This is a genomic window from Paenibacillus sp. TAF43_2 (assembly GCF_052113545.1).
GTDB lineage: Bacteria > Bacillota > Bacilli > Paenibacillales > Paenibacillaceae > Pristimantibacillus.
This window is the reverse complement of the sequence record NZ_JBFRDK010000137.1, coordinates 1-16,683: the sequence shown is the minus strand read 5'-3', so window position 1 is coordinate 16,683 and position 16,683 is coordinate 1. Positions and strand designations below refer to the sequence as shown.

General features: G+C 43.2%; 13 protein-coding genes. All 13 read left to right on the top strand.

Going from position 1 to position 16,683, the window contains the following annotated elements:
- The first annotated feature begins 16 nt into the window (after positions 1–16).
- Positions 17–139, top strand: coding sequence for an IS3 family transposase (locus AB4Z17_RS24000; RefSeq protein ID WP_441962518.1), 123 nt, complete (start codon positions 17–19; stop codon positions 137–139).
- A 65-nt stretch (positions 140–204) separates the two neighbouring features.
- Positions 205–549, top strand: a complete 345-nt coding sequence (locus AB4Z17_RS23995) for a transposase (RefSeq protein WP_441962514.1) — start codon at positions 205–207, stop codon at positions 547–549.
- A gap of 140 nt (positions 550–689) precedes the next feature.
- Entirely contained in the window at positions 690–1,385 is a 696-nt protein-coding gene (locus AB4Z17_RS23990) for an IS3 family transposase (protein WP_441962512.1), read from the top strand.
- A gap of 534 nt (positions 1,386–1,919) precedes the next feature.
- Positions 1,920–4,223, top strand: coding sequence for a glycoside hydrolase family 95 protein (locus AB4Z17_RS23985; protein WP_441962510.1), 2,304 nt, complete (start codon positions 1,920–1,922; stop codon positions 4,221–4,223).
- A 241-nt stretch (positions 4,224–4,464) separates the two neighbouring features.
- Positions 4,465–5,592 carry a glycoside hydrolase family 88 protein gene (locus AB4Z17_RS23980; RefSeq protein WP_441962508.1) on the top strand — a complete coding sequence of 376 codons (1,128 nt, stop codon included), beginning with the start codon at positions 4,465–4,467 and terminating at the stop codon, positions 5,590–5,592.
- Positions 5,579–7,741 (top strand): alginate lyase family protein, encoded by a 2,163-nt coding sequence (locus tag AB4Z17_RS23975; RefSeq protein ID WP_441962506.1) that lies wholly within the window; start codon positions 5,579–5,581, stop codon positions 7,739–7,741. The genes AB4Z17_RS23980 and AB4Z17_RS23975 overlap by 14 nt, the downstream gene beginning before the upstream one ends.
- Positions 7,742–7,818: 77 nt before the next feature.
- The gene (locus AB4Z17_RS23970; protein ID WP_441962505.1) at positions 7,819–9,534 is read left to right on the top strand and encodes a sensor histidine kinase; all 1,716 of its coding nucleotides are present in this window, start codon (positions 7,819–7,821) and stop codon (positions 9,532–9,534) included.
- Positions 9,535–9,541: 7 nt separating this feature from the next.
- A complete protein-coding gene (locus tag AB4Z17_RS23965; RefSeq protein WP_441962516.1) occupies positions 9,542–11,137 on the top strand; it encodes a response regulator transcription factor in 1,596 nt (531 codons plus the stop codon).
- Positions 11,138–11,354: 217 nt separating this feature from the next.
- Positions 11,355–12,293 carry a carbohydrate ABC transporter permease gene (locus AB4Z17_RS23960; protein WP_441962503.1) on the top strand — a complete coding sequence of 313 codons (939 nt, stop codon included), beginning with the start codon at positions 11,355–11,357 and terminating at the stop codon, positions 12,291–12,293.
- Between the two features lie 63 nt (positions 12,294–12,356).
- Entirely contained in the window at positions 12,357–13,145 is a 789-nt protein-coding gene (locus AB4Z17_RS23955; RefSeq protein WP_076269617.1) for a carbohydrate ABC transporter permease, read from the top strand.
- 123 nt (positions 13,146–13,268) lie between these two features.
- Positions 13,269–14,654, top strand: a complete 1,386-nt coding sequence (locus AB4Z17_RS23950; RefSeq protein WP_076269514.1) for an ABC transporter substrate-binding protein — start codon at positions 13,269–13,271, stop codon at positions 14,652–14,654.
- A 123-nt stretch (positions 14,655–14,777) separates the two neighbouring features.
- Entirely contained in the window at positions 14,778–16,019 is a 1,242-nt protein-coding gene (locus tag AB4Z17_RS23945) for an alpha-L-fucosidase (protein WP_441962501.1), read from the top strand.
- Between the two features lie 45 nt (positions 16,020–16,064).
- Positions 16,065–16,683 (top strand): beta-galactosidase (locus tag AB4Z17_RS23940; protein ID WP_441962499.1); only part of this gene is annotated, 619 nt, incomplete at its 3' end.

Below are 16,683 nucleotides of genomic sequence, written 5' to 3'. Positions count from 1 at the left end.
ACTCTATCCTTATCATATCCGAAGTTTAGAAGAGGCACAAAGGAGAATTGAAGAATATTTGCATTTCAATAATAACGAGCGACCGCAGAGAAAACTAAAAAAACTGACGCCTGTTGCTTACTGGTATTATCCCCTTTAAGTAGACACTCAAAAAAAACCTCATGTTATCATGAAGGAAAGAGTGAACTTGGAGGGGATTTTTCTATGGCTAAAAAGGGACAAACATTTAAGCAATATACAGAAGAATTTAAGCTGGCTGCGGTACAAGAGTATATGAAGGGATCATCCAGCTATAAGAAAGTGGCTGAAAAGTTTGAAATTAGAAACTGTAGCCAATTGAAGGTATGGGTGAAGAAATGGCAAAACGGAGAGGCTTTTGACGTGCGCGCAGATAAGATACCTAACCCTCTTACAGGACGTCCTCGCACGATCTTCAGTACCGTTGAGGAAGAACGAGATTATCTGAAAGCGCAGGTAGATTACTTAAAAAAGCGTTATCCAAATCTAGTAAAGGAGAAGCACCAGGTCAGCGAGACAACTATGATATAGTCGAAGAACTACGCCGTCTGCATGGCATTACACGCCTGTTAGCCCTTGCAGGAATACCAAGAGCCAGCTATTACAAATAGCGATCCACGCAGCCTCAGCGTGATGACAGACAAGACCGAGATCATGAGATTAAAGAGCACATGATGGCCATCCATTTCACACACCCTTACTTCGGGTACCCACGTATGAAGATAGCCTTACGGGAGGCAGGATACATCGTTAATCACAAGAAGGTATGGCGACTTATGAAGRCACTGTCCATTCAATCTGTTATTCGAAGGAAGCGAAGACAGTCTAATTACACGCCCTCGGTCGTGTTCCCGAACCGTCTTAAACGCGAATTCCATGCCACAGCACCTTCACAAAAAATGGTCACGGATATTACCTACATTTCCGACGGCACGAACTTCCACTACCTCTCTGTCATTCAAGATTTATTCAACAATGAGGTTGTCGCTTGGCAGTTGTCTTCGCGCAACGATGTGCAACTCGTGCTGGATACCGTTGAAGAGTGGACAAGAAAAAGAGACGTTTCAGAAGCCGTTCTCCACTCGGATCAAGGCTTCCAATATACGTCTCAGGCATACAACACGCGCTTAGAAGCATTCGGCGTTAAAGGCAGCCACTCTCGCAAAGCAACCTGCCTAGATAACGCATGCATCGAATCCTTTTTTTCGCATCTCAAGACAGAGAAGTTGTATCTCCAACAGTGTAAATCAGGAACGGAAATTCGGCAAGCTGTGGAAGAGTACATTTACTTTTATAACTACCAGCGGTATCAATCTAAACTGAAGCAGCGCGCACCAATTGAATATCGGTGCGCGCTGACAGCATAGCTTTTTATAACTGTCTACTTGACAGGGGTATGACCATACAGACGTCAGCTTTCTACCTAGGTGCTTTTTGCAATGTCTACAAATAGGGGTCTTGACCAGAATGAAACGGAAGGTGGCGGGGGCTTTTTTGGTTATTAAAAATCCAGTGTTTTTCGAGTCCTGCGAGATGTTTTCCTTGTATTGAAAATTGGTATTCCATGAGTCTGAAAAATCAATAATTACTACGCTTATCCCCCTTGTTCTCTCCACCTCCTCCGCGCAAATAGAGGTCAGAAGCGCTGCCACTATTTAAAACAAAGTAAGAACTAAAGTACAACGATATAAAAATTCAGATAGTCAAAAATTTACTTGCCCAAAGTCAGTATCGCTCCTTTGATTTGTCCTTGTTTGCTCTATAGTGGAATGATTACTGTTGTATATTTCAGTATTACACGCGTTTTAAGTTACTAGTGTTTAAGTTCCTTGGATTTTAAATTACTAAAAATTTAAGTTACTAGCACAGCGTTCTAAAGGACTAATTTGGAGTGAGAAAATATGGGGATTAACAATGATAGATTAATAGAGAAACGGCCTGCTAATGTTTGGACTGAGGCATTTCCAATCGGCAATGGACGCTTGGGCGGCATGGTATTCGGTGGAATTCAATCCGAGAGAATTCAATTAAATGAAGACTCCATCTGGTATGGAGGACCGATGGGGAATGATAATCCAGCATCCATTGGAAAGCTGCTGGAAATTAGAAGCTTATTGCTGGAAGGAGAACCGCAGGAAGCAGAAAGATTAGCGTTGCTGCATATGACCAATGCGCCGCATTATTTTGGCCCGTATCAGCCGCTTGGTGATTTAACCATTAAGATGGAAGGTCATCACAACGCTTCGGATTATCAGCGTGAGTTGAATCTTCATTCTGGAATCAACTTTATTGAGTATAAGTCTGAGTCAATTCATTATCGGCGGGAAGTCTTCTCGAGCGCAGCAGACCAAGTATTAATTATCCGTCTGACTGCATCGCAGCAGGCTGCTCTTACTTTAACTGCCCGTTTGAGTCGAAGGACATTCGAGGGGGAAGTTGGCAGTGAGGCAGAGGGTACTTTGACAATGAAAGGACAATGTGGGCCAGGTGGCGTTCATTACGCAGCTGTATTACGAGCAGTTGTGGATGGGGGCGAGATACAGACGGTTGGGAACTATTTGGATATCCGTCATGCGAGTGCAGTTACTTTAATAGTAGCGGCACAGACCTCGTTTAGGTGCATTGATCCGTGCATGGAGGCGCTCAAACAGGTGGAGCAGGCAGCTTCTTTGCCATATGCAGAGCTTAGGAATAGACATGTTCAAAACCATAGTCATTTATTCGATAGAGTTTCACTAACGTTAGGCTCTGCTGATGAGAATAATCTTGAGCTTGAACAAAAAACTACCTCTGAGCGGCTGCTGCATTATCAGCAGGGTCATACAGATGTAGGTCTTGAAGCGTTGTTCTATCATTATGGACGTTATTTGCTAATGGCAAGCTCAAGACCCGGCAGCCTGCCGGCTAATTTACAGGGAATATGGAATGAAAGCTTCACAGCTCCTTGGGAATCTGACTTCCATCTGAATATCAATTTGCAGATGAATTACTGGATCGCGGAAGCGGGCAATTTGGCTGAATGTCATGAGCCGCTGTTCGACCTCATCGATCGGCTGGTGGTTAACGGACGAGAAACGGCATGCAAATTATACGGTGCAAGAGGTTTTGTAGCACATTCTGTAACCAATCTGTGGGCGGAAACAGGGATATTTTGCGCGTGGGCGCCAGCAATTTTTTGGCCATCAGGAGGTGCGTGGCTTGCCCTTCATTTATGGGAGCATTACAGATACAACGGCAACGTATCGTTTCTACGTGAACGAGCCTATCCGGTGCTGAAGGAGGCTTCGCTTTTTTTCCTCGATTATCTAATCGAAGATGACAAAGGCAGGCTTATAACCGCGCCGTCCCTTTCTCCAGAGAACAGTTATGTATCAGAAAGCGGCGCAATCGGGTCGTTATGCGTTGGTCCTTCGATGGATTCTCAGATACTTTATGCATTATTTACCGCCTGTATAGAGTCAGCAAAAATTGTTGATCTTGATCCATTGCTTCAAGTGGAATGGATGGAAGCTCGGAGCAGACTCCCTAAGCCGGAGATTGGCCAGTACGGTCAGATTATGGAATGGGCTGTCGACTATGAGGAAGCTGAGCCTGGACACCGCCACATTTCACATCTATTTGCTCTTAATCCGGGGGAGCAAATATTGGCTCATCGAATGCCGGATTTAGGAGAAGGCGCACGGCGTACCCTCGAGCGGAGATTGGCGCATGGAGGCGGACATACAGGATGGAGTCAGGCCTGGATTGCGAATTTTTGGGCGAGGTTAGGTGATCGCGATAAATCCCATAACAGCTTGCAAGATTTGTTGCGTAAAGCCGTTCATCCTAATTTATTCGGAGATCATCCGCCATTTCAGATTGACGCTAATTTTGGAGGGGCAGCGGCAATTCAAGAAATGCTGCTGCAATCGCACGGAGGCGAGCTGCTTTTGCTGCCCGCACTTCCTCCCGCATGGACATCCGGCCGTATTACAGGCTTGCGGGCAAGGGGCGGGTTCACGGTTGATATCGAATGGTTGGATGGAAAGCTGATGGAAGCCAAGATTCGTACTGAGATCGGCGGGAAGCTTGCTATTTATAGCAAGGTACAGCTTGGAATTCGTGATTTGGCAAATAAACTTATAATGGCTGAATGGACGGATTGCACCTATAAATTTGTGATGCCACCCGAAACCATGTATGTTGTTAAGCCGGCAACAGAGTGACACTTATAATTGGTAGACGGAGTCTCCATACATATGAGACTAACATAAATAAAGAGGTTACCAACGTCTTAAACGAGGCGTGGGAAACCTCTTTTTGTATTTTAATCATGGATCATACGAAGTTCTTGAAAAAAGTCAAAATAATGCACGTTCCAGCAAAAATTCATTCTCATTAGACGATCATTCTTTCGTTATGATTGAGCGTAACTAATAAATTGCTGAATGAAGGGGGCCTTGCATCGTGTGGAAAACGGCTATTGATGATGCTATTGCAAAGACGCTAAAAAATATAGAAAGATTTGAGGGGAAATTCCCTCATGTCAGCAGCAATGGAACCTATGAATTGAATGAAAATAATGATTGGACCAATGGCTTTTGGAGCGGGATGCTGTGGTTATGCTACGAATATACACTAGACGAACGGTTTCGGAATGCAGCGGATCAGACGGTTACAAGTTTTCATCAACGTTTGAAGGATCACGTTGTGCTAGATCATCATGATATCGGTTTTTTATACTCCCTATCCTCCAAAGCACAATGGATCGTGGAGAAGAATGAAGCAGCTCGACAATTAACGCTGCAAGCAGCTGATTTGCTTATGAACCGGTGGTGTGAATCTGGCGGCTATATTCAAGCTTGGGGACAAATGGGAGATGCTAAAGAAGGCGGCCGGATCATCATCGATTGTCTGTTAAATCTTCCACTGTTGTATTGGGCGAGCGAACAGACAGGAAATCCATCCTATATGGAAGCAGCTCGTATACAAGCAGAAAAATCAAGGCGTTATCTCGTAAGAGGGGATGACAGCTCCTATCATACGTTCTTCTTTCAGCCAGAAACGGGTGAACCGATCGGTGGGGCGACGCATCAAGGGTATACGAATGGTTCAACTTGGACAAGGGGACAAGCGTGGGGGGTATATGGATTCGCACTCTCTTATCGCTACACGAAGGATAAAAAGTTCCTCGAAGCTTCAAAGCGACTTGCCCGTTATTTCCTTGAGCATTTGCCAGACGACCATGTAGCCTACTGGGACTTCAATGCTCCCATTGAGAGAGATACCTACAGAGACAGCTCGGCCTCTGCGATTGTAGCTGCGGGATTATTAGAGCTCCTATCCCTCATGGAGCAGCAAGACACTGAACGTCTTTATTTCCAAGAACATCTTGAGAAATCAATGACCTCACTCGTTCAGAAATACGCGACGATTGGGGAAGAAGACGCTGAAGGACTGCTTAAGCATGGATCATATTATGTGCACGGAGGATTGTCGCCAGATGACTATATGATCTGGGGAGATTATTACTATCTGGAAGCGCTGATGAGGCTTGAGAAGGGTATCGGAGGTTATTGGTATGAAGGCAAATAACCAAGCTCAGTATGAAGAGCGCCTATTTAACCTATTAAACCTAGATTATGAAGGGTTAGAAGTGGTAAAGAAGGCCATCCTTCAGAATCGGCTTGATGATGCATTTGCGGTGCTAAAGCAATATTTTATAGAGCGAACTTCTCCTAGAATGTATTTGCAAAAGAAAGAAATACAACAGGTTTGCGACTACGTCAATGTACATTGCTCAGAAGAAGTGCAGGATGTGCTGCAAACAGCTGATGAGGTCGTATCGCAAACCTTCCTATTCCGCTTTCAGTGGGATATGGAACGTACCCGTGTTCCTGTAAGCTTTGATCGGCTAATAGATTGGAATCACATTCAAGGTAGTGATGTGGAATGGGCCTACATGCTTAATCGACACCGTTACTGGATTGCACTTGGACAAGCTTATCAGCTTACTGGAGATGAGAAATACGCGAGCACCTTCTGTCTACAATTAGAGGATTGGATTGATCGAAATCCTGTTCCTTCGGCGCAGACTAGGAATACGTTAACTTGGCGCTCTATTGAGGCGGGGCTGCGCTGCAGCAACTGGATCAAGGCACTGCCTTATTTAATTGAAAGCCAAGTTATGACGCCGCATCTATTTGCAAAGATGTTAGTCTCCCTCCATGAGCATGCGGAATATTTAGCTTCATCATTCACAGGCTGGAGTAATATTAGCAACTGGGGAGTTATTGAGACAAGTGGATTATTCCAAATGTCCGTATTCGTTCCAGAATTTAAGCGAACACTTCACTGGCAGCAGTTAACGGCTGAGAGGCTGAGAGAAACGTCACGACTGCAAGTGATGAAGGACGGCATTCACTGGGAGCAGTCCCCTACATATCATCATGAGGTGCTGAACTGCTTCCTAGACATTATGACTCTGGCTCAAAAAAATAAAATGATCATGGAAGCTAGTTTTACTCATTCGGTAAAGAGCATGGCTGCTGCCTCTCTCTACTGGGCAAGACCGGATCATAGACAGGTGATGCTTGGTGATAGCGATAATAATGATATTCGGTCAGTTATGACGGCTGCTGCGATTATTTTCAAAGATCCCGTGTTTCGGTTTGCTGGATGGGAGAAGGCCGATTTTGATCAAGCTTGGAACTTCGGGCCTGAAGGTATTGGCTATTATGAAGATTGCCCCGTTCAAATACCGCCGCAGCAATCTTATGCGTTTGAACACTCAGGGCATTATGTGATGCGCTCTGACTGGGAAGAACAAGCGTTGTATCTCTATTTCCGCTGTGGTCCTCTTGGAGGAGGACATGGGCACGCGGATATGCTTCATATCGATATTCATGCGTACGGCAAGGATCTGCTTACGGATCTAGGGAGATACAACTACTCTGATCATACGCCGCTGCGGAAGCAGCTTAAACATTGCAGCTCCCATAATACAACGGTAGTTGATGATACTGAATTTACGGAAGTTATCGATACATGGCAATTTAGGCGAATAGCTTCAAGAACAGGCACGGAGTGGATTTCGGAGCCGAATTTTGATTACGTTAGCGGGACTCATGATGGATACATTCATTTGGATGATCCTGTCTACCCAAGCAGGAGCATCATCTTTGTAAAACCGTATTTTTGGCTTGTGGTGGATTGCTTTAAAAGCCAGAATGAACATACGTTTAAGCAGTTTTTTCACTTTGCTCCTGGACAACTGAGCTTATCGCAGGAGACAGGTATTTGTCGCACTACAAATGAGAATGATGCAAATCTTTGCATTATTCCGATCCAGACTGCTGGACTTAAGGCTGAGCAGAGCGAGGGTGTTATTTCTTATGAATATAACCTAGTGGAGCCTAACCAATATGTGACCTACGAGAGAACTGGTTCAGGTACGACATCGATGATGCAGGTTCTTTACCCTTTACGCGCGGGAGAAACAAGCATTCCTATCGTTGAAAAAGTTCCAGTCTACCTATATACTGGTGAGTTGGCAGAGGATAAGAGCGTAGAAGCATGCCGAATTGTGATTCCGCATTCAACAGAGCAATATATCATTGTTGTATGCCATAGGGCTCCATCCTCTCATATTGATTCATACATGGTTGACGGCACACAAATTTTTGGCGAAGTGGTGTTGATATCCTTGAAAGAAAAGGTCAAGGAGATTACCGTTATAAAATAAAGCCTGAAATGCGAAAAAAGCGATAAGCAACCCTGCTGCAATAGTCATGAAAGCAACTTGAAAGAGGCGCGGTAAATATGTCTAGGTTGAGCTATTATCAAAAAATTCAGCTGTCATTTCTCCTATTTATTATTGTTCCTATCATTACTGTATCTGTCATCTCATTTGTGCTCATTAAAGAGACAATGGTTGAGAAGCTTCAACTGAGCAATGACAACTTCTTGAATGTCATGATCGAAGAGATCGGAACAACGATTGATGATGTTATATTTGCATCGCATTTCATCGTTAATGATACGAATGTCCGGTCAGATTTGAAAAAATTCGCGGATACAGAACGGTTGAATACGTATGCGGATTACACAAATTTTACGAACATAAAGGGAGTATTTTCTCTCATTACATCGAAACCCTTAAATAATAACATTCGAATGTATTTGGTCAATAGAAAAGGCTTTATTATTTCTTCGAATGAGGATGATTTGAATTTAGTTAATAGAAACCTAGACGATTTATATGAAAAAATTGATCTCAAAAGGCCTGAAACCCTGCAACGGCTCGGTATGGTAAAAGAAGAGTCCGATAAGGAAGGGACCTATTATATGGCAAGAGTGATTCATGATAATGATGACAAACGCTATCTATCGGTTCTGATTATTGGTATTTCAGAGTCATACTTTGAGAAAGTGCTAAAGCCCATTGAGTTTGGTAAAGTAGCGCTATTTGATGCAGAGGGAACTCTTATTGCTGGTAGCACGGAGCTTCTGTCGCACGATGCAGCAGCAAGCAGAGATATTCTCCGTTCTGAAGTCACGTTAGACAAAACGGACTGGACGCTTGTTTATGAAGCGAACAAGGAAACCTTTACGGGGGAAATTTCAAGAACCTTCTATTTGGGTATTGGAGGCGTTATTTTCCTCTTTATTATTTTTTCCATATCTTCTATGTTTATTGCAAGGAGATTGCACAGGCCTATTCAAAAATTGCAGCGTGCAGTCAGGCAATTTGGGATGGGAAACCTTGATGTGAAGCTTGAAGTGAAAGGCAAAGACGATATCGCTGAGCTAGGTCATTCGTTGAACACGATGATGGAGCAGCTCAAGGGGCTTATCCATGATATTGAGCATGAACAGGAGCTGAAGAGAGTCATGGAGCTCGAGGCTTTGTTCATGCAAATTCGGCCGCATTTTCTAATTAATACATTGAACTCTATCAAATGCAGTCTCATCCTGCACAAGGATCTTCTGCATAGCAAAAGCATCGATTCATTAATGAGCTTGCYCAGAGCCTATCTGAAGGTAAATGAACCGACCTCATTGAAGGATGAGTGCGTGCTGCTCGGGCATTACATCGATATTATGAAGATCAGAAATGAAATGGTTCTTGAGCTTACGGTTGAGCTTGAACCAGGGCTGGAACAATTATTAATTCCGAAGCTGATGCTGCAGCCTTTAATTGAAAATGCGATTGTACATGGTTTGGTAGACAATCCTGCTGCCAAAATTTCGATCCAAGCTAGAAGAGTAGAGAACGGAATAATCATTGAAATAGAGGATAACGGAAGCGGAATAGAGGAAGAACATTTAGCTGTACTGAACCATCATCTGCATTCCGTCGGCAAAGAGCAGTCCTCTTCTTATCAAAGGGTCGGCTTGATTAATGTGATTCAAAGGTCAAGATTAACATTTGGTCAAGCGGCGGCGTTAGCTCTATATGAAAATGCACAGGGCGGGGTAACAGCCTTCCTTCATCTTCCTGTTATTGAACGACATGTTTATTCTTCGGAGGGGTGAAACGGTGATGTATAAAGTCATGTTAATTGATGATGACGTCCCTATGATTCGGGTTTTGCAGCAAATGATCGATTGGGAGTCACTCCAGCTGCATGTAGTGGGGGCTACCTATTCAAGTGCAAAGGCATTGCATATGTTTGAAGAAACGTCGCCTGATATCGTCATCACTGACATTGGACTGCCGCAAAAAAGCGGTATCGAGCTAGCAGCTATTTTCCGCCGGATGAAACCGGATATTAGAGTCATATTTTTGACGTGCCACGAGGATTTTCATTACGCACAGCAGGCAGTAAAGCTGAATGCCGATGATTATCTTCTTAAAGATCAATTAACGGCGGAGCAGCTTGAGCAAAGCTTAGGAAAATCCATACAATTGCTCAAAATGAAAGTCCCAAAGATCGACAATGAAGTATCGAACTATAACAGTGAGCTGTTCAAGCAAGGCTTGTTTCAAAGAGTCATTGATGGTGTTAATCCCACATCAACTGTGGGGTATGCAGCTCAGCTAGGCATCTCATGGGGATACCCCTTCTTTATGATGGGTGTCGTCCATATCAATTTCTCAACTTACGAATCGCTTTACGTTCAGAACAATATTTCGTTAATTTTTTATGCGATTCACAATATTGCGGTGGAGCTGTCTGGTTCGTATGATGGAATAACACCATTTTTGGAAAAAGACAATTTAGTTATTTTGTATAATTACCGAAATAATTTGGCGAACAATGCTTATCCTTATTTTCAAAAGTATATGCAGGAGCTGCAGGCTCTTTGTCTACAGTTTCTGAAATTGCAGCTTAATATAGTCACCGTGACAGATAAGATGGAGCTGCAATCCATTGGAGCCGTCTATCAGCAGGTGATTCAATATAAAAATGAGTTTTACAAAAGCAGTGAGTTTACGGTTGCGAATATGAATGTTTTCTTGCAGAACATGTTTTTATCTTATCCGCTAGGTTTTCTAGATTGTTATAAATCAGATATTGAGCGCGCGATTATGAAAGGCGACTTTGACAGTATCCATAATATCGTCGCTAATATTGGAAAAAATGCAGAGGAGAATAGAGTCGAGCCAAGTGAGTTGGTTCAAGATTTATCAACACTCATTCGCAGCATTGATTTAATGTTCTCAAGATGGAAGTCGGATGAGGGGATTTATATATACCTGTCTTCTGCAAGGACTTTGCTCGATGTAACAGGACTGATTGAGAGAAAGCTTATTCACATTGCGAAAAACCGGCAGAAGGGATTAGAACCTGTGATCCAGGAGCCAAAACTGCAGGTGATTCAACAATATTTAGATAAAAATTTATCCGAAAATATTACCTCAATTGACATGGCGCGTCATTTGTATTTGAATTCAAGCTACTTCTCCCGCTATTTCAAACGACTGACGGGTGTGAATTTCACGGATTTTGTCCACCAGTATAAAATGAAAATTGCTGCTAAAATGCTGAAAACGTCCAACCAAAGCATCGAATCTTTAGCTATGGGACTGGGATATTCGGATAGAACTTATTTTTCAAAAGTGTTCAAGAAGTATATAGGCATGACTCCAAGTGAATATAAAGCCAATTATACGATTAACACTTATGTAAGATGAATAGACTGCAGTCATAATCGAAACCTGTCCTCCGATAAAGCCGGGTTACAGGTTTTTTTGTCGTTCCCATTGTTCATAACTCTTAAGGTGTTTTCGCCGAATGTAACCCATTTGGAAAGTCAAAATATTGCTCCTACGAAGTCATAATCCATCGTTCTTGTCCTATGGATTTCTATTATCATTAGTATCAACTTAATAAATGTTGAGGTGATACGAAATGGAAGCTGCTAAACCAATCACAAACCCTGAAATTCTACAGAAGCCAAGAAAATTTTGGACTCCGAGGCGTAAAGAAGCATTAATCGGCTGGCTGTTTCTTGCCCCAGAAATCATAGGTATGTTATTGCTGAATGTATTTGCACTTGGGTTTTCTCTTTATTTGARCTTTACTTCGTGGGACCTGTTATCAGGCCTAGGGGGCATTAAGTTTAACGGTATCGACAATTATATTAAAATGTTTCATGATCCAACGATCATTAAAGCGTTGAAAAACAATCTGCTTTATACCGTGCTAACGGTGCCGGTTCCAATTGCTATATCGCTGGTACTCGCTGTTCTCATTCACAATAAGGTGTTTTGGAAGGATTACTTTAAGGTTGTGTTTTTCATTCCCTATATTTCATCCATTATTGCTGTAGCGGCAGTGTGGAGCGCATTGTTCCATCCTTCACTAGGACCGATTAATCAGTTTTTGATGGATCTAGGCGTTTCCAACCCGCCTAAGTGGCTGGTGGACCCAAAAACTTCACTTATCGCCATTGCGATCATCACTTCTTGGGCAGGGCTTGGTTATACGATTATTATTTATTTGGCCGGTCTTACAAGTATTTCGAATGAACTATATGAAGCGGCGGATATCGACGGTGCGACTTCAATGACCAAGTTTCTCAAAATCACGGTTCCATTGCTTCGTCCGACAACGTTCTTCTTGTTTATTACGATGTTGATTGGTTCTTTTAAAGTATTTGATATTATCTCTTATTTGACAGCTGGGGGACCAGACAATTCTTCTACAGTCATCGTATTCCGGATTTATGAGGAAGGATTCGTGAATTATAACATGGGGTACGCGGCTTCAATCTCATGGCTGCTATTTGCGATTATTGCTGTCATTACTGCGGTTACCTGGAAATTCAGAAATGAAGAATCATTATAAGGGGGAGGGGTCAGCTTGCTTATCATAAGAAAAAATATATCAAAAATAATTGTTACCATTATCATGGGTGCCATATCTATTTTCTTCTTAGTTCCATTCATATGGATGATTTCATCAGCGTTTAAATTTGAAAAGGATGTTATGCGTTTTCCCATTGAGTGGATTCCTAAAAATATTAATGTGTTGTACAATTTTAAAGCAGTTTGGATGGGAAATGTAAACTTTCTTCATATTTATTTCAACTCTATTAAAATAGCTTTAATAGTCACATGTCTCACATTGCTCTTTTCCACTATGGCAGCTTTTGCATTTACCAAACTCCGGTTTAGAGGAAGAGGCCTTGTATTTATGGCTTTGATTTCGTTCATGATTATACCGGATCAGGCCACTCTAATTCCTCGGTTTATGCTGGTTCGCTGGCTGGGTATTTATGATAGTCACTTTGCGCTTATTTTTATGGGGATGTTTTCTATTTATTTCACATTCCTGCTTCGTCAGTTCATGGCGGGCATCAGCGATGAGTATATGGAAGCTGCGAGAATTGATGGAGCTGGCCATTTAAGGATTTTCCGCTCGATTATCATTCCGCTTTGCCAACCGGTGCTTGCTACCGTCGCTATTATAAAGTTCATATGGTCATGGAATGATTATCAGAATCCGCTTATTTTCCTGCAATCCAAAGATTTGTATACGATCCCGCTTGGTATGAGCCTGTTCAGGGATGATTATACAACGAATGATGCCATTATGATGATGGCCGCGCTGTCAGCTATTATCCCTTTATTAATTATATTTATTATATTGCAGAAGCAAGTCATTAACGGAATTGCCCTTGGCGGAGTCAAAGGGTGATATTTGAAAAAAAGTCAAAAAAGTAATCATTTTACCTCAAAATTATACTCTTCTATGAATCGTCCAATCTTTATACTGATGATGAAAGAAGATGAGTCAGCTATTAAATAGGGGGGCAAAAAAATGAATCATAAGGGTAAACGCAAGTTTTTAGTTTCGATCTGTCTTTTGTTAGCGGCTTTTGCAGTGCTAAGCGCATGTGGAGGTAATTCTAATTCGCCTAAAAGCTCAAACGCTGCCGGGTCTGAGGGTACGGCGGACAAGCAAGTGACTATTAAGTATTACAATTTTGACAGTGCAGCTCAAGAGGTTGGTACAAAAGCTATGCTGCAAGAATTTGAGAAAGAAAATCCGGATATTAAAGTTGAGCATGTCATCCTTGTTCCGGGTAATTCCTTGGAAATGTTGAAAAAGCTTGATTTTCTAATCTCTTCGGGTGAAGCGGTCGACGTCGTAAACGTTCCGAGCGCGTCAGCGGTTATCGAAAGAGCAACTAGAGGCGCGCTAGCTCCGCTGGATGAATATTATGCTGCCAATAATCTTGTTGCTGCGGATGAATATTTTGTTAATCCAAAAGTGGGCGACAAAACTTACGGCATGCAGATGTCTACAGGTTACCAGTTCATTCTATTGAATAAGGATGCCCTAGATGCAGCAGGCTTGCCAGTGCCGACATACGGTTGGACATGGGATGACTTCCGTGATTATTCCAAGAAGCTGACCAAAGGCGAAGGCGTGGATAAACAGTACGGTTCGTACTTCCATACATGGGAATTGTATATGAATGCTCCAGCCCAAACGGTGATGAAAGATCCTTTCCGTTATGATGATGGAACGACGATCTTGGCTGATCCAACTTATAAATACTTCTTCCAGCTGCGCAAAGACATGGAAACGGTTGATAAATCGGCTAAGCCTTATGCGGATGTTCTTGCATCGAAGCTTAACTATCGTACTGAATTTTTCAGTGAAAGTGCTGCGATGATTCTTTCCGGAAGCTTTATGATTCCTGACCCAGGAAATACGGAGCAATATCCGCATGATTTCAAAACGGCATTTGCTCCAGTTCCGCTTCCTCCTGCGAATGCGCAGCCAAAAGATTATGAAGGCGGCAAGTACTTTGTAGGTGGCGGACATCTAGTAATGGGTGCGACTTCCAAGCATAAAGAAGCTTCATTCAAATTAATGCGCTTTATGACAACGACGGATTCGGAATCAAGAAATGAATTCTCTGGCTGGAAAAAATCAGACCAAAACGTCGTACTTGATCGCTTGATCGGTGCAAACGCTGATAAATATGATGTTGAATCGCTTAAAAACACATTATTTGGCCCTGAAATTAAATATTTGGATGCTTCACAAGTGGTAACGACAAGTACTGCTGATTTGACGAAAGTTATCGGAGATGGCTTTAGCAAGTTCATGCTTAGCAGCGATTCCATTGACGATGTACAAGCATGGATGGTAAAAGAAGCGACGAGAATCATTGATGAGAAAGAAACAAAATAAAGTTAAGTGAACTGAAACCGAAATTGAGGAGCTTTGAGCAGTCTAGACATGGCTGCTGCAAAGCTCCTTTTTCTTGTGTCGGATCGATGGCAACTTAGGAGTGCAAGGAAAGGGAGATGCAGCATGGCTAACTTATCATCATCATTATCAGTGCCAACCGAGCAGCAGCGTCGTTGGCAGGATCTTGAACTCGGAATGTTTTGTCACTTTGGAATGAATACGTTTTGTGATCAGGAATGGGGCGATGGGAATGACTCGCCTTCTTTATTTAATCCGGACCAGCTTGATGCCCGCCAGTGGGTGCGTACGGCAAAGGCTGCTGGATTCAGATACTTCGTCCTTACGGCAAAACATCATGACGGCTTCTGTCTTTGGCCGACCGCTACGACAGATTATTCGGTTGCCTCTAGTCCTTGGAGAGAGGGCAAAGGCGATATCGTAAGGGATTGTGCAGATGCCTGCCGGGAAGAAGGAATTGGCTTTGGCCTTTATTTATCTCCTTGGGATAGACATGAACCGTGTTATTCCGATCCAAAAGCTTATGATCTCTTCTACGCTAGTCAGCTGGAGGAATTGCTAACGGGTTATGGTCCACTCGTTGAGATCTGGTTCGATGGAGCGGGCTCCGAAGGAAGAGAGTACGACTGGAAACGAATCATGAACCTAATCAAGCAGCATCAGCCCGATGCCATGGTGTTTAATATGGGTGCGCCGACGATCCGATGGGTAGGAAATGAGGATGGTCTTGCCCCTTATCCTTGCTGGAATACAGCCGAATCTGCTCGGGTAAGCATGTTTAGTGAAGGGGAACTGAAATGGCTGCCTGAAACACCTCGATGGGTACCGGCAGAATGCGATGTCCCTATTCGGAAGGACCGATGGTTCTGGCATCCTGAGGAGGAGCATCTGCTGCTTTCCTTGGAGCAATTAATGGACATCTATTATCGGTCGGTTGGTCATGGTGCAACACTGCTATTGAATGTAACGCCAGATAATCGTGGACTTATCCCGGAGGCAGATGTGAACCGCGTTATTTCATTTGGAAACGAAGTTCGTCGCAGGTTTGATCATTCACTTGCCGAGCTGTTTGGCGAGGGAGAGGTTATCGAGCTTGTGCTGCCTCGGAAACTTATCATCGACCATATCATTACGATGGAAGATATCGCTTACGGAGAACGGGTACGGGACTATAAGATTGAGGTTCAAGCCGGCAATGAATGGATAGAAATGATCCGTGGGAGCGCAATTGGGCACAAAAAAATAGATGTCTTCCAACCAATTTCCACGGACAGAATACGTTTAACTGTACTTGAGTCGGTAGAGCGGCCAATAATAAGACGTTTTGCCGTGTTTAATAGTCATTAGATTCGTTGTTGACAATGGAAACTATAAAGAATGGGAGAGGAAACCATGAGTCAATTGGAGATTAGAGATGGGCAGTATTACTTGCATGGGGAGCCTTACCGTATCGTGTCGGGTGCCATACACTATTTCCGTGTCGTGCCAGAGTATTGGATGGATCGTTTGCAGAAATTGCAGGCATGTGGATTTAATACAGTAGAAACTTACGTTGCTTGGAATGTGCATGAGCCGCAGGAAGGTCAATTCCAATTTGAAGGAATGGCTGACATCGTCCATTTTATTGAGCTTGCGGGACAAATGGGCTTGAACGTGATTGTTCGTCCGRGCCCATTTATTTGTGCGGAGTGGGAATTTGGGGGATTGCCGGCATGGCTATTGAAAGAGAGTGATATGCAGCTTCGCTGCTCGGATAGTGCCTATTTGGCGAAGGTAGATCACTATTACGATGTATTAATTCCTAAGCTTGTTCCACTGCTCTCAACGAAGGGTGGCCCGATTCTTGCGGTGCAGGTGGAAAATGAATATGGCAGCTACGGCAATGATACCTCCTATTTGACCTATATTCGTGATGGGCTTGTACAAAGAGGGATAGACGTGCTGCTCTTCACTTCTGACGGACCTACTGACGAGATGCTGCTCGGCGGCACGATAGTGGATGTTCATGCAA

What these genes read in the sequence shown, in the direction of transcription:
- AB4Z17_RS23975 (WP_441962506.1), top strand. Translation starts at nt 5,579, where the DNA reads ATGAAGGCAAATAACCAAGCTCAGTATGAAGAGCGCCTATTTAACCTA.
- AB4Z17_RS23950 (WP_076269514.1), top strand. Translation starts at nt 13,269, where the DNA reads ATGAATCATAAGGGTAAACGCAAGTTTTTAGTTTCGATCTGTCTTTTG.
- AB4Z17_RS23945 (WP_441962501.1), top strand. Translation starts at nt 14,778, where the DNA reads ATGGCTAACTTATCATCATCATTATCAGTGCCAACCGAGCAGCAGCGT.
- AB4Z17_RS23985 (WP_441962510.1), top strand. Translation starts at nt 1,920, where the DNA reads ATGGGGATTAACAATGATAGATTAATAGAGAAACGGCCTGCTAATGTT.
- AB4Z17_RS23965 (WP_441962516.1), top strand. Translation starts at nt 9,542, where the DNA reads ATGTATAAAGTCATGTTAATTGATGATGACGTCCCTATGATTCGGGTT.
- AB4Z17_RS23995 (WP_441962514.1), top strand. Translation starts at nt 205, where the DNA reads ATGGCTAAAAAGGGACAAACATTTAAGCAATATACAGAAGAATTTAAG.
- AB4Z17_RS23955 (WP_076269617.1), top strand. Translation starts at nt 12,357, where the DNA reads ATGGGTGCCATATCTATTTTCTTCTTAGTTCCATTCATATGGATGATT.